Annotated in this window: 20 protein-coding genes; 15 read left to right on the top strand and 5 right to left on the bottom strand. The window is 42.3% G+C overall.

The features are described 5' to 3' along the window. Positions 1–224: 224 nt before the first annotated feature. The 4 genes from BLT18_RS11475 (at position 225) to BLT18_RS11460 (ending at position 5,418) form a co-directional block, all read left to right on the top strand. The gene (locus BLT18_RS11475; RefSeq protein WP_091274065.1) at positions 225–1,856 is read left to right on the top strand and encodes an ABC transporter permease; all 1,632 of its coding nucleotides are present in this window, start codon (positions 225–227) and stop codon (positions 1,854–1,856) included. Then, entirely contained in the window at positions 1,856–2,569 is a 714-nt protein-coding gene (locus tag BLT18_RS11470; protein WP_091274062.1) for an ABC transporter ATP-binding protein, read from the top strand. Before BLT18_RS11475 ends, BLT18_RS11470 begins: the two co-directional genes overlap by 1 nt. 468 nt (positions 2,570–3,037) lie before the next feature. After that, positions 3,038–4,384, top strand: coding sequence for a 3-phosphoshikimate 1-carboxyvinyltransferase (gene aroA, locus BLT18_RS11465; protein WP_091274059.1), 1,347 nt, complete (start codon positions 3,038–3,040; stop codon positions 4,382–4,384). 368 nt (positions 4,385–4,752) lie between these two features. Beyond that, positions 4,753–5,418 (top strand): DUF421 domain-containing protein, encoded by a 666-nt coding sequence (locus BLT18_RS11460; protein ID WP_175487482.1) that lies wholly within the window; start codon positions 4,753–4,755, stop codon positions 5,416–5,418. Positions 5,419–5,671: 253 nt separating this feature from the next. Here the strand turns inward: BLT18_RS11460 and BLT18_RS11455 are convergent, their stop codons facing one another. Both BLT18_RS11455 and BLT18_RS11450 read right to left on the bottom strand, forming a co-directional pair. Next, a complete protein-coding gene (locus tag BLT18_RS11455) occupies positions 5,672–6,184 on the bottom strand; it encodes a hypothetical protein (RefSeq protein WP_091274054.1) in 513 nt (170 codons plus the stop codon). Positions 6,185–6,380: 196 nt separating this feature from the next. Beyond that, positions 6,381–7,274 (bottom strand): DMT family transporter, encoded by an 894-nt coding sequence (locus BLT18_RS11450; protein WP_091274052.1) that lies wholly within the window; start codon positions 7,272–7,274, stop codon positions 6,381–6,383. 504 nt (positions 7,275–7,778) lie between these two features. On the opposite strand from BLT18_RS11450, the gene ftsW reads away from it, so the two are divergent. The 3 genes from ftsW (at position 7,779) to copZ (ending at position 9,569) form a co-directional block, all read left to right on the top strand. Beyond that, positions 7,779–8,927 (top strand): putative lipid II flippase FtsW, encoded by a 1,149-nt coding sequence (gene ftsW / locus BLT18_RS11445; protein WP_245705255.1) that lies wholly within the window; start codon positions 7,779–7,781, stop codon positions 8,925–8,927. Positions 8,928–8,993: 66 nt separating this feature from the next. After that, positions 8,994–9,290, top strand: a complete 297-nt coding sequence (locus tag BLT18_RS11440) for a metal-sensitive transcriptional regulator (RefSeq protein WP_091274051.1) — start codon at positions 8,994–8,996, stop codon at positions 9,288–9,290. Positions 9,291–9,359: 69 nt separating this feature from the next. Next, complete coding sequence (copZ, locus tag BLT18_RS11435) at positions 9,360–9,569, top strand: copper chaperone CopZ (RefSeq protein WP_091274049.1); 210 nt, start codon at positions 9,360–9,362, stop codon at positions 9,567–9,569. A 369-nt stretch (positions 9,570–9,938) separates the two neighbouring features. Here the strand turns inward: copZ and BLT18_RS11430 are convergent, their stop codons facing one another. Continuing rightward, positions 9,939–10,997, bottom strand: coding sequence for a M20/M25/M40 family metallo-hydrolase (locus BLT18_RS11430; RefSeq protein WP_091274047.1), 1,059 nt, complete (start codon positions 10,995–10,997; stop codon positions 9,939–9,941). A 427-nt stretch (positions 10,998–11,424) separates the two neighbouring features. Here BLT18_RS11430 and BLT18_RS11425 point away from each other — a divergent pair, with 427 nt between their 5' ends. The 6 genes from BLT18_RS11425 (at position 11,425) to argS (ending at position 17,741) form a co-directional block, all read left to right on the top strand. After that, positions 11,425–12,414, top strand: coding sequence for a cyclodeaminase (locus tag BLT18_RS11425; RefSeq protein ID WP_407639930.1), 990 nt, complete (start codon positions 11,425–11,427; stop codon positions 12,412–12,414). A gap of 531 nt (positions 12,415–12,945) precedes the next feature. Then, the gene (locus BLT18_RS11420) at positions 12,946–14,247 is read left to right on the top strand and encodes an acetate and sugar kinases/Hsc70/actin family protein (RefSeq protein ID WP_091274046.1); all 1,302 of its coding nucleotides are present in this window, start codon (positions 12,946–12,948) and stop codon (positions 14,245–14,247) included. A gap of 38 nt (positions 14,248–14,285) precedes the next feature. Further along, positions 14,286–14,837, top strand: coding sequence for a hypothetical protein (locus BLT18_RS11415; protein WP_091274044.1), 552 nt, complete (start codon positions 14,286–14,288; stop codon positions 14,835–14,837). Between the two features lie 27 nt (positions 14,838–14,864). After that, positions 14,865–15,404: a phosphatase PAP2 family protein gene (locus tag BLT18_RS11410; RefSeq protein WP_091274043.1), complete on the top strand. Its 540-nt coding sequence runs from the start codon at positions 14,865–14,867 to the stop codon at positions 15,402–15,404. A gap of 226 nt (positions 15,405–15,630) precedes the next feature. After that, entirely contained in the window at positions 15,631–16,074 is a 444-nt protein-coding gene (locus BLT18_RS11405; RefSeq protein ID WP_175487481.1) for a DUF1934 domain-containing protein, read from the top strand. Further along, a complete protein-coding gene (gene argS, locus BLT18_RS11400) occupies positions 16,071–17,741 on the top strand; it encodes an arginine--tRNA ligase (protein ID WP_091274039.1) in 1,671 nt (556 codons plus the stop codon). Before BLT18_RS11405 ends, argS begins: the two co-directional genes overlap by 4 nt. A 46-nt stretch (positions 17,742–17,787) precedes the next feature. On the opposite strand, the gene BLT18_RS11395 is transcribed toward argS, so the two are convergent. Next, positions 17,788–17,997 (bottom strand): hypothetical protein, encoded by a 210-nt coding sequence (locus BLT18_RS11395; protein WP_091274038.1) that lies wholly within the window; start codon positions 17,995–17,997, stop codon positions 17,788–17,790. A 67-nt stretch (positions 17,998–18,064) separates the two neighbouring features. On the opposite strand from BLT18_RS11395, the gene BLT18_RS11390 reads away from it, so the two are divergent. Then, positions 18,065–18,244: a XapX domain-containing protein gene (locus tag BLT18_RS11390; RefSeq protein ID WP_091274036.1), complete on the top strand. Its 180-nt coding sequence runs from the start codon at positions 18,065–18,067 to the stop codon at positions 18,242–18,244. 21 nt (positions 18,245–18,265) lie between these two features. Continuing rightward, positions 18,266–19,063: an alpha/beta fold hydrolase gene (locus BLT18_RS11385; protein WP_091274035.1), complete on the top strand. Its 798-nt coding sequence runs from the start codon at positions 18,266–18,268 to the stop codon at positions 19,061–19,063. Positions 19,064–19,066: 3 nt separating this feature from the next. Here BLT18_RS11385 and BLT18_RS11380 read toward each other — a convergent pair whose 3' ends face one another. Beyond that, positions 19,067–20,935, bottom strand: a complete 1,869-nt coding sequence (locus BLT18_RS11380) for a heavy metal translocating P-type ATPase (protein WP_245705254.1) — start codon at positions 20,933–20,935, stop codon at positions 19,067–19,069. Positions 20,936–20,948 lie beyond the last annotated feature (13 nt).

The raw sequence follows: 20,948 nt of genomic DNA, 5'->3' as shown, positions 1-20,948 counted from the left end.
TGCATTTTAGCAACGTTCACCCTTGTGAAAGGACAAAAGAATAAGAGGAGCTGCGGCTTCCGCCAAAAGGATTCGGCAAAAAAACCAAATGTTTCTATAAAAAACATTGAGAAAGATTCTTATTTTCACGTGACATTTTCAGAAATATCTGCCATAATTGAAGATGATAAACATTATCAATGCAATATTACGTCATTCTAATATAGCAGAAGAAGGAATCGCCCATGAAGTTTAAGCACATAAGGCCAACAACAACATCGGGATGGGGAGCGGCGGCTGTTTTTCTCGTTGCGATACTTATATTGCCTACACTTTTTTTATTAGTACGTGTGTTCCAACCGGCAAGTGAAAACTGGGACCATATTCGCGAATTTATGTTAAAAGACTACTTTGTAGACACGATTTCAATTGCGGTATGGACTGGGTTGTTTTCGGTGGCGGTTGGCACGACACTGGCTTGGCTCGTGTCGGCCTATGATTTTCCTTTTCGTAAAACGTTAAAATGGGCATTATTATTGCCATTAGCAATTCCGCCTTACATAGGCGCATATACGTATCACGGCATCCTGGACTACACTGGTGTCGTTCAGATGACGCTGCGAAATACGTTCGGGTTAGAATTATCGCAAGCATACTTTGATATTATGCATATACCGGGAGCGGTGTTTATTTTTACGATTTTTTTATACCCGTACGTATATGCGATTACAAGAGCGTTTTTCGCTAGCCAGGCCACCTCATTAATTGAGAGTGCACGTGTGTTGGGGAGCGGTCCAGTACAAACGTTTTTCAGGGTGGTATTACCTGTCTCAAGGGCTGCCATTGTTGCTGGTGTTAGTCTCGTTGTGCTGGAAGTGTTAAATGACTACGGTGTTGTCAGTTACTTTGGTATCCAGACATTTAGTACAGCGATTTTTCAAACATGGTTTTCCTTTGGAGATATTGATGCGGCGATTAAGCTCGCCGGCATATTAATGGCTATTGTCATGTTTATTTTACTGCTGGAAAAGTTTTTACGCGGACGCCGTAAATTCAGTTACAGTACGACGAAAGTGAAACCGCTAAAACCGGTACGGCTGTATGGATGGAAAAAGGCAGTGGTTGTCGGATATACTGGTTCTGTTTTTTTGCTGGGTTTTGTGATACCGGTGGTTCAGCTGTTGTATTGGGCTGCACTAACATTTGATTATATTTTCACCAAAGAATTTGTAAGTTATATATGGAATTCGACCTTTGTTGCCAGCGTCAGTGCTGCAGCCATTGTTGTCATCGCTATTCTCGTTGCCAATTATACTCGCATGGCCAAAGGTATTGTTCCTGCAGTAACAGCGCGTTTAACAATTCTTGGCTACTCGATTCCTGGCGCTGTTATTGCGGTTGGGGTTATTAGCTTTTTTATCTTTTTGGATGAACAATTAATGACTATGCTGGGGGCATCGTCTTCTCTTGTGTTAAGTACGAGCGTTGTTATGTTGTTGTTTGCTTATGTAATACGTTTTATGGCCATTGGATATAACTCCATAGAATCAGGATTTGAAAAGGTAGGCATGAAATTTACGGAAGCATCAAGGACGCTTGGTATGGGCTGGACAGAAACGTTTTTTAAAGTCGATGTGAAGCTGATCCGGCCTGCGATCTTTAGTGGATTTATTTTAGTATTTGTAGACATACTAAAAGAATTACCATTAACGCTAATCTTACGTCCTTTTAACTTTGAAACACTTTCTACAATGGCGTATCGATATGCCAATGATGAGATGATTCAAGAGGCTGCCGTAGCGTCTTTGTTTATCGTGATGGTCAGCGGTATTGCCATGTATCTCTTCCATACTTTCATTGAAAAGGAGCCAAACTAATGCATGTATCAATTTCCGATTTGAGTTTTTCGTATCCTGGAACAAAAGAATACATCGTGTCTGATTTTTCCCTTCATATGAAAGAAGGAGAAATCCTTTCTATTCTAGGAGAGAGCGGAAGCGGAAAAAGTACCATTTTGCGTTTGCTGGCTGGATTAGAAGAGCCAGTGAAAGGAACCGTTCGTGTTGGTGATAAGGTATTTTGTGACCACGGAAATGTCGTACTGCCGGTAGAAAAGCGCGGAATCGGGATGGTTTTTCAAGATTATGCATTGTTTCCCCATATGACGGTCGAAGCCAATATTACATTTGGATTAAAGCGCTGGAGAAGAAGAGCGCGTAAAGAACGCCTTGAAGAAATGCTTGCTTTAATTGGCATGGAAGAATACAAAAAACGGTACCCATTTGAATTAAGTGGCGGCCAGCAGCAGCGCATTGCGCTGGCAAGAGCTTTAGCTCCAAACCCTTCTTTATTGTTATTAGATGAGCCATTCAGTAACTTGGATGCTCACTTGCAGCACCGCATCCGGGCAGAATTGCGAGAAACAATTAAACAAACCGGAACGACGACGTTATTTGTTACGCATGACCAGGAAGATGCACGTGTATTAGCTGATCGTGTCGTGATGGTAGAGAAGGGTACTGTACAAAAGGCCGGACGTCCAAGCGAAGTGTTCAAAGATACTTGGAATGAGAAACTTCTCGAAGTGTAAATGTAGAAGGTGATGTTTGAAATATGCTGTTTCAAATATTACGATATAAAGTAATTTCTATGAGGCTGGGACAACAGTATAGGAACCATAGAATAATCCGAACTATTTATTGAAAATCAGTTTGGGTTATTTGTTTATAACAGTAAATTCTATCGTTGCTCCGTCAATATATTTCACGTTCTGCGGGAACGACCTCAGCTGACGTGGTACAGAAAAGTCTTTTACCAAGCGAAGGTTCGGCGCATGCTGTTTGAAGCTGGAGTCTCCGTATGTTGACGATGGTTTATGCAACATATACTTGCATACCTTATTGTTCGGCTTTTGAGAAAGCTGTTTTAGATTTGTCCAAGCCTCATTATACATACACACTTGATTATTCTTTTTCAAGGTGATGTAATAAAAGCATACATAGATTACTGTAATAAACAAATCGCAGCATCTCTTGTCACAGAAGAAAGGAAGATTGGGATGGGAAAGCCTGACTTGAAGGCTCGGTCACCATGGGCCGCTTTAACAGATGTAAATCGTGTGGATATTACCCCGCTTCACGAACAATCCGTTCAGACGACAATGACTGTGCCAGGCAGCAAAAGCTTTACAAATCGAGCGCTTATCATTGCTGCGCTGGCTGATGGTACTTCTGAATTGTCGGGTATTTTACGCAGTGATGATTCGTATTGGTGTATTGATGCACTCCGCAAACTAGGCGTGCCAATAGAAGTAAATGGAGACACAGTGAAGGTGGAAGGAAAAGGCGGCCAGTGGCCGGAAAAAAACGCCGGCTTATACATCGGTGCAGCAGGAACGATTGCTCGTTTTCTTCCTGGTGCGCTTGCTTGTGCTGCAGGTGGTACATATAAGGTAGAAGCGAGTAAGCGAATGAGTGAGCGTCCCGTACAGCCATTAATGGAAGCACTAGAGTCACTTGGTGCACACATCCATTACGAACAAAGTGAAGGATACTATCCGCTGACGATTGATGCCAACGGGCTGACAGGCGGTGAAGTAACAATTTCGGGTAAAGTGTCCAGCCAATTTATCAGTGGATTGCTTATCGCAGGACCTTACGCCAAGGAAGAGCTGCGTATTAATATACCAGATTATATTGTGCAGCACGCTTACGTTAAAATCACACTGGATTTGATGAATCAATTCGGGGTGGAAACGGTGTATAATGATGATTTAACAGACATGCGCGTTCCTGTTTCCAAATATAAAGGGAAAAACATGGCGCTGGAGGCGGATGCTTCGACAGCCAGTTATTTTTTCGCCTTAGCAGCGATTACGAATGGCCGTATACGTATCAACAATCTCTCCATGGATACCAATCAGCCGGATATTTACATGGCAGACATTTATGAGAAGATGGGCTGCCGTGTCATAAGAGGAGAGGATTATATTGAAGTGGAAGGCGTGGAGCAATTACAAGGCGGCTTTACGATAAGCATGAAAGAAATGTCTGACCAAACATTAACGTTGGCAGCGATTGCCCCGTTTGCGGACGGTCCCATTACGATAACGGATGTCGAACATATTCGCCATCACGAATCTGATCGCATTAAAGCTATTTGTACCGAGCTTTCTAAAATGGGTATTCAAGTTGAAGAATTTCAAGATGGCTTAAAAGTGCATCCGGGTACTCCAAAAGGGACAACGCTGCAGTCCTATGATGATCATCGTGTCGCCATGGCGCTCTCTCTGATTGGCACCAAAGTTCCCGGTGTTTCAATTGACGACCCTGGCTGTGTTTCCAAAACATGTCCGACATTTTACGAATTGCTAGAGAAAACCGGTGTCTCGGTTCGTTTTGCATAAAATGAAATACACACCCTAAAAGTTATAGCCAAAATAACTTTTAGGGGTTTTTTTATAGCTAAATAAGCAGTATATGTGCAACTCAGCGATTCGCGGGCGAAGTCTATCCCATTAGCCGAAGGTTCTTCTTTCAGGGCAAAGTTTCTGTAAAAGGTAAAAGTATGGCGACAGTCTGATATTTTTTTCAAATAACTGAAAACGTCTTGGCTGCAAGATGGACGTTAAACGGCCGCAACGGCTGGATACGCCTTATATAAACCATAGACGAAAAGGGATCGTCTGCTATCGAATAAATGTTTCAGTTAGTGTTTACAATACGAGAAAGTATGACAGCGAATGAATAAATTGGATGGAAAATGGGGGAGTTCATGTGGGTTGAAGTTGGTAAATTGTCGGTGTTATTTGTGTTGATTTTTCTCATGATGAGACTGCTCGGCAAGTCTTTGCTTGCACAGTGGACACCCTATGACCTGTTAACGATCTTCTTCTTATCCTATGTTGGTTTAAGTGTGGTGGAAATTCAAGGCTTTGTTCATGGAATAATCAGTATTGTAGTTATTGGAGCACTATATAGTGTCATTGCCCGCTTAAGTTTGGTTCAGCCGCTCAGCCAGCTTATTATTGGCGAACCAACCATTCTTGTGAAACATGGGAAACTAAGTGTTCATAATTTAAAAAGAAGTCGTTACTCATTGGCAGAGTTACTTTCAAGTATTCGAACGGCTGGGTACCCCGATATTGCAGAGATCGAATATGTGCTGCTGGAACCAAATGGAAAATTAAGTGTCATCCCAAAACCAGAAGTCACACCTGTAACGCTCCAAAACCTTGATATCCCGCCCCGTTATCAAGGCATGCCCATCGCAGTTATCGTAGAAGGCAGAATCCAGCATAAAAATTTAAAGCTGATTGATAAAGATGAACATTGGTTAAAAGAAGAACTGCAGCAAAAAGGCTGTTCCAACATAAAAAATGTTTATTATGCAGTAGTAAGTGAAAAAGAACAAACACTGAGAATTGAATCACTGTATTAACGCAGCGCTGGTGAACAGATTTGTAAGAACGAAGAAGGCAGGAATATCGCGTGAAAAGGTAGAAAAAACATACAATTGCCCATATAAAAAGAAAACGGTGATAACTAAAAAAACTTGGTTTTTAGTACAGGAGATTGTTTGTCAGTGTAAAAAAGCTATCCCTCCCTTTTCAAAAGGATAGCATCTGCGGATAAAGAGTAGTGTCATCTGATTGTTCACCGTTGTACAAATCTTCAGTTACTGCTTCAAGCCATTAAATAGATAAGTGTCGTAAAAGAACTTCAATCGTTTCTTTTATTTCAGCGGCACCAAATTCGTCTTGTACCTTTCCTTGAAAAGCTAACTGTAAACGATCGGCTTCTTGAGGGAATGTTATTTTATAGCAGCAAACACTTTTTTCTTTTTGCCCTGGTTTTAGTGTTGTTTGTTTTTGTTCGGAATGACTTTGGCCGCGATGCTGATATTCTTTGGTAACAGCACCTTCTAGCACATTACCGTTCGCGTCTAACACTTGCAGGTCAAAAGATTCTTCCTCGTATGTTATTGTCAGGTCAGAATGGGAGTTAGGGTTTTCCACGTAAGGATGGACATACATTTCTTTATTAGAAGAGATATCTGTATACTCTAGACCAATTTCTACTCTTTCTGTGAGTTGTGTGTACTCGTGACTGAATATGGGAGTAATGAAGACATATGAAGCTATTCCTATCAAAACAACTAATGTTAGTATGGACAGATACCAATTCCGCCTGCTTTGCTTTTTCATGCTCCCAACCACACCTTTTGCGCATGGCCGCGCGTTTTTTATTGATTTTATTATAAAACACCCTTCCGGCTAAAAAAACGCGGGCCTTCAAACCGTTAAACAGTCTTAATACTTTTGTCACAGATCTGCAAAGCCTGTAAAACAGCAGAATTATATCGAACAGCGCTGCACATATGCATCAATGCCTTCTTTGTTGTTAAGATGTTTCTTGATGTTTGGGTGGTTTTTCGGCAATTAAAAAAATGGAAGCAAGTACTAGTACAACACCAAGTATCTGCCAAGGGTTAAGAGTGTCGCCAAACAGCGTAATACCTACAGTAATAGCCACTACCGGCTCAATAGTAGTTAAAATAGCCGCTCGGCTTGATTCAATATGTGCCAATCCGGCCGTATACAGTATGTATCCTAAAACGGTGGCAATAAAGGCAAGGCCAAGGACATATAACATGACGTCTGGATGTAGTAATTTATCGATGTCTGATGCCAATCCCCCAGCAGGAATCATTAATACACTTGCGCAAATGAAGGAATAAGCTGTAATAGTCAAAGAAGAATAACGGCTGCTCACGTATTTACCAAAGATGCTGTACAGAGCGTAGAAAAAGCCCGAGCCAATACCAACAAGAATAATGAACCAAGAAACGTTTGTTTGAAAGGCCGGAAGCAGTCCAACGGCAAACGCACAGCCGGTAATGGTAAAAACAAGCGATAGAATTTTACGTTTTGTCAGCCATTCTTGAAACAAAAATCGTGATATAATAGTCACAAATAACGGGCCCGTGTAAAGCAGAACCACAGCAAGTGAGACCGTAGCTTCATCCATCACCGTGAAATAACACCAATTAAAAAACACGATGCTGATAATTCCTGTTCCTATAAAAAAAGGAATGTCCTTCCAACGTATTTTTAATAGAGATGGTTTCCATAAAGCTAAGCAGCCAACGATGAGCACAACAGAAAAAATCATACGGATGGCCACCGTTTGCCACGGGGTAAAACCGGCATTATATAGGACTTGGACAAAGATTCCGATTAATCCCCATAATGCTGCGCCTGCAACTGCGCAAAGATAAGCTTGTTTACGTGTCATATTGTAATTTAGTCCTTTCTTTTATGATGAGGCAGTAAAGAACGAAATGCTGCATGTTGATGTCTAGTTTCAGTGTCCAGCCGCTAGGCATACACGACGCGGGTCAGTTGGTCATTGTCACAGGAGGTACTTCCACAGGAAGTGGTGACTTCTACGCGCGACACAGGACGTACTTCCACAGGAAGTGGTGACTTCTACGTTGCACACAGGACGTGTGCGTTCTTAGTAGAAGCACCTTATAGAAGCACCTTATAGAAGCACCTTATAGAAGCACCTTATAGAAGTTCTCTGCAGAAGTATCTTCACCTTAGTCGAACGTCCCCCTCTTTCAAGGCGTTTGCGCTTTTCTTTGTCTCTGCATGAAAGAATCCTTTTGAAAAACCGTCTTGAGGAGGATTGATGGTTTTCTTTCCTTCTAGTACTTTTAAAAGGGAATGTTTCACGTTTACTTCTTATGTAATATGAAAACGTGCGTTATTTATAAATCAGAACGGTGGTGGTTGCGTGTCCCGTATATTACAGCGGTACGATTGGGTGCTGCTTGGTGCAGTTTTTGCATTAATGATGTTTGGGCTTGTCATGATATATAGTGCCAGCTTTCCTCTAGGTATCGACATGGCAGAAGACCCTTTTTATTTTGTAAAAAGGCAGCTTATTTGGATAACGATTGGCTTGTTTGTTTTTTTTATCCTGCTGCACTTTCCTTATCGGCTATATCAAAAATTTATCCCACTGATTGTGACAGTATCCATTCTCTCTTTAATTCTCGTTGTTTTGATTGGTACTAATGTAAATGGTTCCCAACGGTGGATTTCGATTGGACCGCTTTCCGTTCAACCATCTGAATTTGTGAAAATAGCCGTGATTTTGTATTTAGCCTACGTCTATTCTAAAAAACAAAAATATATTAATCAATTTATTAAAGGAGTGCTTCCACCCTTAATTATCGTTGTATTTATGTTTACATTAATTATGCTGCAGCCAGATCTTGGTACAGCGACAACGATTTTACTAGTGGGAGGTACGGTTGTATTTTTATCTGGTGCACGCTGGCGTCATTTAGTTACATTGGGTGCCCTGGCTACGTTGGCAGTCAGCTGGCTTGCGTTTACAGCACCTTATCGGATGCAGCGGCTTGTTGCATTTCGCGATCCGTTTGAATATGAAATGCAAGGCAGCGGCCATCAGCTCATTCAATCATACATTGCGATGGCCCACGGTGGAGTCACCGGCACCGGATTAGGACAAAGTGTGCAAAAAATGCACTTTTTACCAGAACCGCATACCGATTTCATTTTTGCTGTTATCGCGGAAGAATTAGGGATCTTTGGGATGCTGTTTATTTTGGTGTGTTATTTTCTTATTGCCTATCGCGGAGTTGTTGCGGGATTGAAGTGCAAGCAGTTATTCGGCCGGCTTTTAGCTTTTGGCATTGTATTCTTTTTGTTGTTTCAAACGATATTTAATTTAGCAGCAGTCAGCGGTTTAATGCCGATTACAGGGATAACGCTTCCTTTAGTGAGTTACGGCGGCTCATCGCTGCTTGTGTCATTAATTGCATTAGCGATTCTCGGAAACATTGCAAAAGAGGCAAAGCAACAAGATATAAAGCATCATTCGTCTGTTGGTGCGGACAAGACTTTTCAAGCGTAGGACTTACATCAGTGTTTTCTTTCAATATGAACCGGGGCATATTTAATTAAAAGGGGGAGTATATGGATGGAAAAATATTCGCATCATAATAAAAGTACGGTGCAGCCGAACAAACAACAGTTGTTAAATCGATTGAAGCGGATAGAAGGACAAGTTCGCGGGGTACACAGCATGGTGGAAAATGACCGCTATTGTGTTGACATTTTAAATCAGGTTGCGGCGGTTCAATCAGCGATGAACAAAGTTTCTTTAGCGTTAATGGAAGACCACACACATCATTGTGTGGCGAACGCTATTAAAAATGGAGAAGGAGAAGAATCCATTGAAGAGCTTATGGAAGTGATGAAACGCATGCTGAAATAAACAGATGGTTTGACAATACCCTATAGGTGTATCTTATACTAATGGCAAGATCATCAAGGAGGTATAACTATGCAAACGGAAACGCTGCACGTAGAAGGAATGTCATGCGGACATTGTGTGAAGGCCGTGGAAAGCAGTGTTGGAGAATTAGAAGGGGTATCTAAGGTCCATGTCCACCTGGAAGAAGGGACAGTAGATGTAGAATATGATACAGCCAAAATTTCACACAATGACATTGTGGAAGCAATAGATGATCAAGGATATGATGTTAAACAATAGAAGCACCGAGAACCCTTCATACAGGGTTCTATTTTTTTGGTCTTATAAAGTTTGTTGCGGTTAACAAAACCTCCCTCTTTCTGGCTGGATAACTCTTCGGGTTCGTTTGCCTTAGGCAGCATTTACAATCCATGAGGGGGGACACCCCCCTATGGATTTTCGGCTGCTGCCCCTCCTCACAGGCGTCTGTCTCTTCTAATTACCACCCACTAGGTCTTTGCTAAGACAAACTTGGCTTTTCGTCGGAGGGGGCCGTTCGGCTTTGGTATAAGACGACATGCTTTTAGCGGATATGGCGTCTTCTGTGTTGGCAGCAGAAGCTCCTGAATCTTAGCTGCATTTGCTTCTTTCAGAGTGCTTGTGCTTTTCTTATATTTGTACGGGACGCAAATCTTCGGAGCCATTAAGGCTGCGTAAAAAGGCGACAAGCAAATCAATTGTTTGTTCGATATCATTTAAACTGGCGGTTTCTACGGGTGCATGCATGTAGCGAAGCGGCAGTGATACAACAGAAATTGGCACCCCTTTTCCTGTTTTTCGCAATTGATCGGCATCTGTTCCTGTGTGTTTGGGTGTTAATTCGTATTGAATAGGAATGTTTGCTGTGTTTGCTGCTTGTTCAAGCAAGACATTAGCTTTTCGATTAATTGGAGCACCTTTCGCTAAAACAGGTCCGCCATCTAAGACAACATCTGCCGTCTTATCGGAGTTCGCACCAGGATAATCGGTAGCAAATGTTACATCAATAGCAATGCCAAGATCAGGAGACAAGCCGGCTCCGGCAAAATACGCTCCCCCCATATTTGTTTCTTCATTGACAGTGCTGGCAAATGAAACACCTACATTCAAAGAATGCTTATGGAGGCGGCGCAGCGTTTCGGCAACGATAAACGCGCCGGTACGATTGTCAAGTCCGCGTCCGCTAATACGGTTGTTTAGCAGTGTTTCGGGTTCACGCTTGTAAACAGCAGTATCACCGACTGAAATATATTTTTCAAGTTCTTGTTTGCTTTTGGCACCACAGTCGATAAATAAATCAGAAAAGCTAAAAGAGTCTTTTGTGCCGCCTTGATGTTCAGCATTGGTGCCAATGACCCCCGTAATACGCTGTTTGCTGCCCAATATGTCGACCTTCATGCCAATGGCAGGCTTATGGCTGATTCCGCCGAGTTTTTCTACATAGACATATCCTTTTTCATCAATCGATTTCACAAGAAAACCGATTTCGTCACAGTGACCGGCTAAAACCACTTGAAACGGAGCATCCGGCTGTAAAGAAGCGATAACATTTCCAGCGGCATCAGATTGCAGATGATCAGCATAATCTTTTATATATGCAAGCCATTTTTGTTGAATGGTTTCTTCCATACCAGACGGGGAGGGGGTTTTCAGTAAATCATACAAAAATTTTTCTGAAGAAGAATGCATCACAACGTCTCTCCTTTATTGCTCAATTAATAAACATCTGCTGTTATTGTAACAAAATGGAAAGAAAAAGAAACGAGCAGAGTCCTAAACTTTGATGTGAACCATTGCTGGAAAGTGTCAGCACGTATATTTTTTGTACTGACAGGAAAGTACAAAAAATTTTAGTGTTTTCATGGTCCAGCGTATGCGTCTGCTCGCTCAGGCACACATGATGTGTGCGTTCTTAGTAGAAGTACCTTACCGAAGTACTTTTACCGCAGCTGAATGTCCCTCTTTCAAGGCGCTTGCGCTTTTCTTTGTAAAATGACAGGTTTTTGTGGCTGTTCTCGCCTAAAAAAGAAGGAATTCCCATATTATTGTATAAATAATGAAGTAACAGTATTATTTTGTCTTGACCGCTGCAGATTTTGCTGAGGAAAGGAGCTTTATGCCTTTGTATATTTTTGCTGAAAAAGACATCCGCCAAGTGACGAGTGTTGATGACAAGGCACTGGCACTAATTGAAGAAGGATTTAAAAAACTGGCGAATAATGAAGTGACGATGCCTCCCATCCTTCGAGTAGATATACCAGAAAATAATGGCGAAGTAGATGTGAAAACAGCATACGTAAAAGGACTCGATAAATTTGCCTTGAAAATTTCTTCTGGTTTTTTTGATAACTATAAAAAAGGGTTGCCCAGCTTAAGCGGAATGATGCTGTTATTCAGTACTGAAACGGGTGTCCCGCAAGCGGTTTTGCAAGACAATGGTTATTTAACAGATGTTCGGACGGCGATGGCCGGTGCGATGGCGGCTAAATATTTTGCAAAACAACACATACAAAAGGCTGGAATCATTGGTACAGGTACGCAAGCCAGGTATCAGCTCCGTGCCCTTTGTCTTGTTCGTAAAGTGAATGAAGTGCTAGTCTATGGACGTCACAGTGAACGTGTGGAACAGTATGCACAAGAGATGGAAAAAGAGCTTGGAGTGAACGTAAAGAAAGCGCAGTCACCCGCAGAGGTTGTGCGCGAGGCAGATACAGTCATTACAACAACACCGGCGAAAGAGCCAATTATAAAAGAGGAATGGCTGCACCCCGGTCTTCATATCACAGCAATGGGCTCGGATGCAGAAGACAAAAACGAAATCGATCCAGCTGTTTTCGGAAAAGTTCATGTGCTTGCTTGTGATTCTAAAAAACAAGTGTTTCGTCTCGGAGAACATCATCATGCCTTAGATGCAGGAGTTATTAATAACAACAGCCCGATTGTGGAATTGGGAGATGTCGCACTAGGAAAACAGCAGGGGCGAACATCAGAAAGTGACATTACGCTGTGTGACTTAACAGGCACAGGCGTACAAGATACAGCAATTGCTGTGCACGCCTATGATAAGTTAAAGAAACAAAACAAGGGTCTACTGTTTTCAGGGTAATGCTGCAGGGAGAGGGGGACTGGCAGAAAAAAGCTTCAGGTCCCTCTTTTTTACACGGATACACACTAGCACAGATAGATTATCGGTGCAGCCAGCGTGTTGAACAAGTCCGTATATGTGCAGCAAGACAATCGCGTGTGCCTAAAGGCTTCATGTCAAATAAGTTTCTATAGCAATGAGGAACAGATGTGATTACAAGAAAGATATCAAAATGTAATATAACGGAAAATGTTGATGCCATATAATGAAGGTATACTTATACAGGGGAGGTAGATACAAATATATCAATATGTTCCTTGTTTGAACTTAACATGTTTCTTAACATGTTGAGAAACAGTAATGAACATGTTGGGTAGTCAGTTTCCCTATTAAGCGTCAAGTGTAAAGACTGATCAAAGACGATGAATGTATCTTGTTAACAAACATGTTTGTTAACATGTTTGTTTTCGTTTATACTAAACAATGAAATGCAAAGGAAAAAGTGACTTTTGCTAGAAAGATGTAACAAATAATCCAGAATGGAGGAATACCATGTTAGATATCATTCAAAGACTGCATGACCAAAATATAATTATATCCGGTGTGGACCAAGGGAATAAAAGTGCGAAGTTTAGTTACTTAAACAGATATGGAAATATCGCTTCTTTTGCTATTCCTACGATTGTCGCTCCGGCAGAGGACAAAAAGTCTGCGGTGGAAGGTTCGACGGAAACGAATACAATTGAAAAGAAACTGCATTTAAAGATTACATCGAAGTCGTTGTCTACGGTTAATCAAGAACGGTATGTGTATGTTGGCCATTATGCCAGAAACAAAAAAGGCAAAGAAGAGCCATCTTACAATCCAGAAGAAGATACACGAAAAAATATGTCTGCCTCAAAATTCTCAAATGACCTGCATCTTATTACAACGATTTCCGGTTTAGCGGTAATGGCGGCCAAAGAAAATAAGGAAAAGATTTATATTCCATATGCCGGGGGGCTGCCTGTCAGCGAAATCAAAGAGTTAGGCTCGGAGAAAGCGTTAGAAAGCGTAAAAGGAACACATACTGTTGAATTTATGGACGGGCCATTAGAAAAGAAAGCCGTGACGTTAGTGATTGACAGCGGCAAGATGTACGGAGAAGGTGCGATTACGGACCTGTCTTTAAACTTTGATATTGAAAATGGGGAACTCATTGAGACTTCCTTACAAGAGCGGTTATCTGAAACATATGCACTCGGCGATCTTGGTGCTGGAACATCGGAAATGATTATTTTTACAGAAGAGGGCATTGATGGGAACTTATCACAAAGTCTCGACATTGAAGGGACAAACCCATACATTGATCGAATTCGTGAAAAAGTAGATAATTTGGAAGAGTTCAGAGCGTTAAAAGAGTTGTTTGACTTAGATGATTCCGAGCGGGCTTATCAATCTCGCGAAGAGTTTATGAGTGAAGTAATTGAACCTAGTATTCTAGAAGTGATTCGAGGCGAAAGAGAATATCCGGCGTTTGAAGTCCGTTTATTAAAATCGAAAAAAACAACCGATATTACAGACCTTGTGATGGAAGAGATTCGCAAGTATGCGAACGACCATAAAAAAGCACTCACATCGGCATGGAATAGTGCTGGTGTCGATGAATTGGTACTAGTTGGCGGAGGCGTGCTGTTTGGATATCCGGTTTTTAAAGAAGTGCAAGAAAAGTTTATGGAACTGCAAGGACAAGAATGGGTCATTTTACCGGACAAAGTAGAAGAAGCGCCGTTTTTCACCTCCAGAGGATATCTCATTGCTAATTTAATTCAAATAACAGAAAAAGAAGAGGCAGTGCTTGAATCAATCAATTAATTAATTGCAATCAGGTATAAAAGAAAGGGGGTGGTGGCGTGTCCAATTCCAAAGGGAATAAAGCGGGGTATGTAAAAGGTCTGGGGCGGACTTTTGCTCCGTCTTTAAAAGCGGATTGGGTGGATGAGTTTAATCAAATATTGGAAGAGCACCCCGAATGGAGCCGTAACCGTTTAACGGAACATTTTATTCAAAAAGGCCTTGATTCCCAGCGTAAACAACGTTCCCTCATTGACGACAACTATGTCGATCTCTCTATTCCAGCGGACGGACTAACGGAAGAACAACAGTCGTTTCTAACAAGCGAGGAAGGAAAAATATTTGTTGGAAATGCTATCAAGCTCTTACTCATGCAGCCAGGTTCACAGGAAACGGCTGCTTCAAGCGTTCACCTCCCTGCGCCACCTAAGCCAGCACCGGATGACACGGGACCGCTGCATACGGAACCGGAAGAACGTGTGGTTTCTGATGAGTCGACAGAACATGACGTTGGCAGTGCATCACCATTGCCAAAACGACGGGAAAAAGAAACAAAACTGTCTCCATTAAAACGTGCCAAAAATAAATTAAAGCGGCAAAATTTATTGTAAGGTACGATCACGGAAGGAGACGTGGAGATGGATTTATATTTATTTGAACGTATTAACAGCATGGCAGGCACGTACGCATGGTTCGACGCTGCCATGCGTTTTTTTTCTACGTATGGTATATGGGTTGGTATGTTATCTATTTTTTTGCTGCTTTTTACAAAGAAACGAAATATTGGCAGGATTGGTATCATAGGGCTGGTTCTCAGTCTTGGAATCAACCAATTCATCAAAAACGCACTAGAGCGGCCGCGGCCGTTTATACAAGAAGACAGTGTTCAGCTGCTTATAGAAAGAGGCGCCTCCCCCTCGTTTCCTAGTGATCAAGCTGTTATCATGGGAGTTGTTGCGGTGACGTGGCTGTTGGTTCACAAAAAAATCGGCACGCTGGCAGCGGTTTTTTCTTTGTTTCTGTTGTTTTCACGTGTGTACGTTGGTCATCATTATCCACTAGACGTTGCAGCAGGCTTTTTTCTTAGTGCTGTCCTTATGCTGGGGCTGTCAACTTTTAGAAAGAGCAGACAAAAGAAAAAATATCCGTCAAAAGACGTTTCAAATCATTTTCCGTAAACATAGACCAGCGAAAACATACATAGGTTGGTAGTAACCAAGGTTATAAGCAGCAGGTACATCACAGAAAATCATCGTTTGCTCCTTGCATGCTCTTTCAGGAATCGCTACACTTTCTATAAAGAGCCAGAGTGAAAAAAATCAAGGGTCTTGCTGCTTAAACCTGGTTAAATATGGACATGCCTTGATAAAGGGCTTGCGCATGAATAAGGAGAGTGGATGGAATATGTCCAAAACCGTAAAGACGCCAGTGGATGTAAAGATGACAACAAACATTCGTCAACAAGGCGAAACAGACCAGGTAAACTTAGAAGCAAAAGGAGAACTATATAAAAAGCAAAAATTTACGTATGTCAATTTTAAAGAAGAACTAGAAGACATTGGTGAAGTTTCTACTGTATTAAAGGTAGGGGAAAAGGAAATAACCGTGATTCGCTCCGGTTCTGTAGGGATGCGTCAATTATATCAGTATGGTGAGATTACAGAAGGCAGTTATGAAACACCGTTTGGCACATTAAAAACGGAAGCGGAAACAGACCAAGTAGCTGTTATGTGGTCGGACAGCGGGAAAACAGGTCGTATTCAGTTTGGCTACTATTTGACACTTCAAGGTTCAGCAGCTGGCCGTTATGATGTGACTATTTCAATAGAGGAGGAAACAGAAACGTGAACATCGTAGAACAAGTGAAAGAACGCATAAAAGCAGAAATTGCACAAGCTGCGGAAAAAGCAGAAATTGTCTCTAGTGAAGATCTGCCATCGGTTGTTTTAGAAACGCCGAAAGACAAAGTACATGGTGACTTTGCCACAAACGTAGCGATGCAGCTTGCTGGTGTCGCTAAAAAAGCACCGCGGCTGATTGCAGAGGACATCACTGCGCATATGGATAAATCAAAGGCGTCTATTGAGAAAATCGAAATAGCAGGGCCGGGATTTATTAACTTTTTTTTAGATAAAAGCTATCTCCGGGATATTATTCCATCTGTATTGCAAGCAGGCAGCGACTATGGGCGCACCAATGTTGGCGAAAATCAAAAAGTCCAGGTGGAATTTGTATCTGCCAACCCAACCGGCAACTTGCACTTAGGACACGCGCGTGGTGCAGCGGTTGGGGACTCTTTGTGCAATATTTTAGATATGGCCGGATATGATGTCACAAGAGAATACTATATTAATGATGCCGGAAACCAAATTACGAACTTAGCCCGTTCGGTGGAAGCCCGTTATTTACAAGCGCTCGGTCATGACGCAGACATGCCGGAAGATGGTTATCTTGGAGCTGATATTCAGCAGTTTGGAAAAGAGCTGGCCGAAGAGCATGGTAATCGCTACGCGGATGCTTCGGAAGAAGAGCGCCTTGCCTTTTTCCGCGAGTACGGATTAAAAAGAGAAATGGAAAAATTAAAGCAGGATTTGCTCGATTTTGGTGTTGATTTTGACGTTTGGTTTTCTGAGACATCGCTGTATGAGGATGGAAAAGTAGAAGAGACATTGCAGCTGCTTGAAGAGAAACAGGAAGTATACCAAGACGATGGCGCTGTTTGGTTTAAATCGTCCAATTATGGCGATGACAAAGACCGCGTGCTTGTGAAAAGCGACAACTCTTACACATACTTAATGCCGGATATTGCGTATCACAAAAATAAATTTGAACGCGGGTTCGAAAAAGTGATAAACATATGGGGAGCCGACCACCACGGTTACATCCCACGCATGCGTGCAGCGGTACAAGCGCTGGGGTATCAAAAAGATCAGCTGGAAACACAGATTATTCAAATGGTTAACTTATTTGAAAACGGCGAAAAAGTGAAAATGAGCAAGCGTACCGGAAAAGCAGTGACGCTGCGTGATCTTATGGAGGAAGTTGGAATTGATGCAACGCGTTACTTTTTTGCGATGAGAAGTGCGGACACACACTTGGATTTTGATTTAGGGCTTGCTAAATCACAGTCCAATGAAAATCCGGTCTATTACGTACAATACGCACATGCACGGCTGTGCAGTATATGCAGACAAGCAGAAGAAAAAGGTTTTGTGTATGACCCTGAGGCGGATATTAGCTTAGTTGCTACGGAAAAAGAGTATGACGTGCTGAAAAAAGTAGGGGAATTCCCTGAAACCGTTGCATTGGCAGCAGAAAAATATGCTCCGCACCGGATAACGAACTATTTGCATGAATTAGCTTCTGCGTTTCACAGCTTTTACAATGCAGAGCGCGTAGTAGACAGCGAGGATGAAGAGAAAACAAAAGCTCGTTTAAAATTAGTCAAAGCTGTTCAGACAACATTACAGAATGGCATGAAATTGATAGGGGTTTCTGCTCCAGAAAAAATGTAACGAAAGAGGCTGTATCAAAAGCCCTTAACGTAAAATACCATGGACACTATCCCTCCAGATGGTGTCCATGGTATTTTTTTATAACCAGTTTATGCAGCTGGTTTCTTTTTGCGGCGTTTCGCCGCCGCCATCTTCCGTATGCCGGCTCACCAGGACTTGCCGCGGGTCTCCAAGGCGGAAGTTCATTCAGCGTTGTCACAGGATGGGACGCTTCTAACTGAACTTCTTTCAGGACATCAGCCAAGTTTTCTTTCATGAAGTTATTCATCCACCGCATAAAGCCAAGGCTTTTCGTACATATTAGGCTAAAGGAAGTGACACATATGCAAGAAGTGATTTTATCATTAATTACAGGAATCATTGTCGGTTTAGTCTTCGGTGCTTTTCGACTTCCCATTCCAGCACCGCCGGCATTAGCCGGGATTATGGGGATTGTTGGTATTTACTTAGGATATAAAATTTATGGATGGCTGTTTCCTTTGTTTCAAAGTGGAGGAAGCTGACCGCTACTGAGGTGAATCCAGGTGCCTTTTTTCTCTTCTCAAGGAGCAACCCTTCATTACCAAGTGTTTGGACATGGTTTGCCATTGTATTTTATACATCCTCCGTCGATGGGAGCTGCAACCTTTTTACAGCAGCGTGATTTGGCTCGTGAATTTCAAGTTGTGCTTTTAGATGCGAGAGGGCACAGCTTCAGCAGTGATGGTATCGGCACGTTATCCATTGCAGAGTGGGCGCAGGACATTCATGAGCTGGCAAATGTGTTAGGACATGAACAAATTGTGCTATGCGGATATTCAAGCGGAAGTTCGGTAGCTTTAGAACATGCACTCAACTGGCCGGAGCGGACAGCAGGCGTTGTCTTAACCGGGGCTTTTCCTGAAGTGTGTACGACTCTTTTGCAAAAAGAGTTTGAAACGGGCATTTGGATAGCAAGAAACAACTTGAATATTCTTTTATCACAAATGTTGTCGTATTCCAACTCGAAAACCAAACAGCACCGTGATGCAATTGCAGAAACGGTAAAAGGAACAAATCCGCTCTTAGTACAATCGCTCTATGAATCAGGACTTTTCTATAATTGTACGTGGAGGCTGCCGCAGTTAACCGTGCCGATGCTGTTGGTCTATGGAGCGCATGACTGGTATGTCCACTATTATCAATACTTATTTTATAAATACGCTCTGCATGCTCCAAAAGACGTGGTTTTAGTTGGCAATGTCGGCCATCAAGTTCCAACGTTGGAGCCGGACACGTACAATGCTGTCGTGAAACGCTTTGCCAATGATTTGCAGCAAAAAAATCGAACGCTCCCATCTTAAACATTACCCTCTCAACAGGCGCAGGCCGTTTAAAATGACTAAAATCGTGCTTCCTTCATGGCCGATCACGCCCAATGGAAGAGTAAGCTGCTGCGCTAAATTCGACACAATCAGCAAGATAATCACAGCAATGGAAAAGACAATGTTTTGACGAACAATGCGATTCATACGTTTCGACAGGGTAATGGCTTGTTTTAAACTCTGGAGATCATCTTTCATTAACACGATGTCAGACGTTTCTAATGCGACATCGGTACCTGCCCCCATGGCAATACTCGTGTCTGCAGCAGCAAGAGCCGGGGCATCATTCATCCCGTCACCGACCATTGCAACATGGCCGTATTTTTCTTTTAGTTCATTGATTTTTTTCAACTTGTCTTCTGGCAGACAATTAGCAGCGATATCATCAATAGCCGCTTCTTTTGCGATGGCAGAAGCGGTTGATTCGTGGTCTCCTGTTAACATCACAAAATGAATATGTGCGTTTTTTAACTGTTTCATTAATGGTGCTGATTCATCACGAATCGTATCTTGCAGAGCCAGCACAGCGGCAGGACCATGTTCATCGGCAATGTAGACGATGGTTTTGCCTTCTTGTGTTAAAACAGCGGTCTCTTCAGCGAAGAAGTCAGTGTTGTCAGTGCAGACAAATGATTTTTTTCCAATACGCCATGTTTGCTGGTTCCAAACCGCTTCCACGCCAAATCCACTTTGTTCATTCAGTTTTTCAGGTGATGGCAGGTTTGTGATGCCGCGATCCTCTGCATAGGCAACAATCGCCTCAGCTAAAGGGTGGGTAGATTGATTTTCAATGGCTGCAACAGCTTCAATGAGAGCGTTTGTGTCGATGTCCTTGCGCGTAAAGACGTCCGTCACTTCAGGTGTTCCGTTTGTTAATGTTCCGGTTTTGTCAAAAGCAATGGCTTTCATATTAGCCAGCTTTTCAACGTGAATGCCGCCTTTAAATAGAATTCCTTTGCGCGCCCCATTGGATATAGCCGATAAAGTGGCTGGCATAATCGAAGCAACAAGAGCACATGGTGAAGCAACTACTAATAAAACCATGGCCCGATACCATGTTTCGGTCCAGCTCCAGCCAAATAGATAGTAAGGCAAGACCATCATGAGCGCAGTAAAGGCTAGCACTATTTTGACGTACAGGCCTTCAAATCGTTCAATAAATTGATGAGAAGGAGGCGCCTCTTTTTTGGCTGATTGTACAAGGCTGATAATTCGTTGAAACAATGTGTCCTCGTAATGTTTGGTCACTTCAATGCGTAAAGCGCTGCTGCCATTTACCGTACCAGCAAAAACTTCGTCGTTTTTGCTTTTTGTATGTGGAATCGATTCACCAGATATAGCTGATTCGTCAATAGCAGACGTACCTTTCACAATGATGCCGTCCATGGGAATTCTCTCTCCTGGTTTTACTAGAATGATAGATTGGATTTTTACATCCTCCACACGGCGGATCACTTCTCCCGTGTCTGTAAGAACAAGGGCTTCTTGCGGTTTCAACTCCATTAAAGCAGACAATTCTTTTTCACTTTTGTTCATAGTATATGTCTCTAAAGCGCCGCTTACCGAAAAAATAAATATTAACAGAGCGCCTTCCGCCCAGTAACCGATGACAGCCGCTCCGACGGCAGCTAAAATCATCAGTATCTCAACATTTAGCTTTTTCATATGGATTAAATCATAAAGGCCTTCTTTTGCTTTGTAATAGCCGCCAATCATGTAGGCGAATGCATAAACAATAGCAGCAGCAAAGGAATAGGTGCTGTTTTCTAACAACCAGGCACAGAGGATGAGTCCCCCGCTGACTATCGCAAATTGCCACTCACGCAATGTCCATAAATGCTTTAAAGCCATCTCATTCATCCCC

Origin of the sequence: Alteribacillus persepolensis (assembly GCF_900099605.1) — a bacterium.
Classification (GTDB): domain Bacteria; phylum Bacillota; class Bacilli; order Bacillales; family Marinococcaceae; genus Alteribacillus; species Alteribacillus persepolensis.
Note: the sequence above shows the minus strand (reverse complement) of the source record. Positions and strands in the feature narration are given on the sequence as shown.

Coding starts and splice junctions, on each gene's coding strand:
- BLT18_RS11475 (WP_091274065.1), top strand. CDS start 225: ATGAAGTTTAAGCACATAAGGCCAACAACAACATCGGGATGGGGAGCG.
- BLT18_RS11470 (WP_091274062.1), top strand. CDS start 1,856: ATGCATGTATCAATTTCCGATTTGAGTTTTTCGTATCCTGGAACAAAA.
- aroA (WP_091274059.1), top strand. CDS start 3,038: ATGGGAAAGCCTGACTTGAAGGCTCGGTCACCATGGGCCGCTTTAACA.
- BLT18_RS11460 (WP_175487482.1), top strand. CDS start 4,753: ATGTGGGTTGAAGTTGGTAAATTGTCGGTGTTATTTGTGTTGATTTTT.
- BLT18_RS11455 (WP_091274054.1), bottom strand. CDS start 6,184: ATGAAAAAGCAAAGCAGGCGGAATTGGTATCTGTCCATACTAACATTA.
- BLT18_RS11450 (WP_091274052.1), bottom strand. CDS start 7,274: ATGACACGTAAACAAGCTTATCTTTGCGCAGTTGCAGGCGCAGCATTA.
- BLT18_RS11440 (WP_091274051.1), top strand. CDS start 8,994: ATGGAAAAATATTCGCATCATAATAAAAGTACGGTGCAGCCGAACAAA.
- copZ (WP_091274049.1), top strand. CDS start 9,360: ATGCAAACGGAAACGCTGCACGTAGAAGGAATGTCATGCGGACATTGT.
- BLT18_RS11430 (WP_091274047.1), bottom strand. CDS start 10,997: ATGCATTCTTCTTCAGAAAAATTTTTGTATGATTTACTGAAAACCCCC.
- BLT18_RS11425 (WP_407639930.1), top strand. CDS start 11,425: ATGCCTTTGTATATTTTTGCTGAAAAAGACATCCGCCAAGTGACGAGT.
- BLT18_RS11420 (WP_091274046.1), top strand. CDS start 12,946: ATGTTAGATATCATTCAAAGACTGCATGACCAAAATATAATTATATCC.
- BLT18_RS11410 (WP_091274043.1), top strand. CDS start 14,865: ATGGATTTATATTTATTTGAACGTATTAACAGCATGGCAGGCACGTAC.
- BLT18_RS11405 (WP_175487481.1), top strand. CDS start 15,631: ATGTCCAAAACCGTAAAGACGCCAGTGGATGTAAAGATGACAACAAAC.
- BLT18_RS11395 (WP_091274038.1), bottom strand. CDS start 17,997: ATGAAAGAAAACTTGGCTGATGTCCTGAAAGAAGTTCAGTTAGAAGCG.
- BLT18_RS11390 (WP_091274036.1), top strand. CDS start 18,065: ATGCAAGAAGTGATTTTATCATTAATTACAGGAATCATTGTCGGTTTA.
- BLT18_RS11380 (WP_245705254.1), bottom strand. CDS start 20,935: ATGGCTTTAAAGCATTTATGGACATTGCGTGAGTGGCAATTTGCGATA.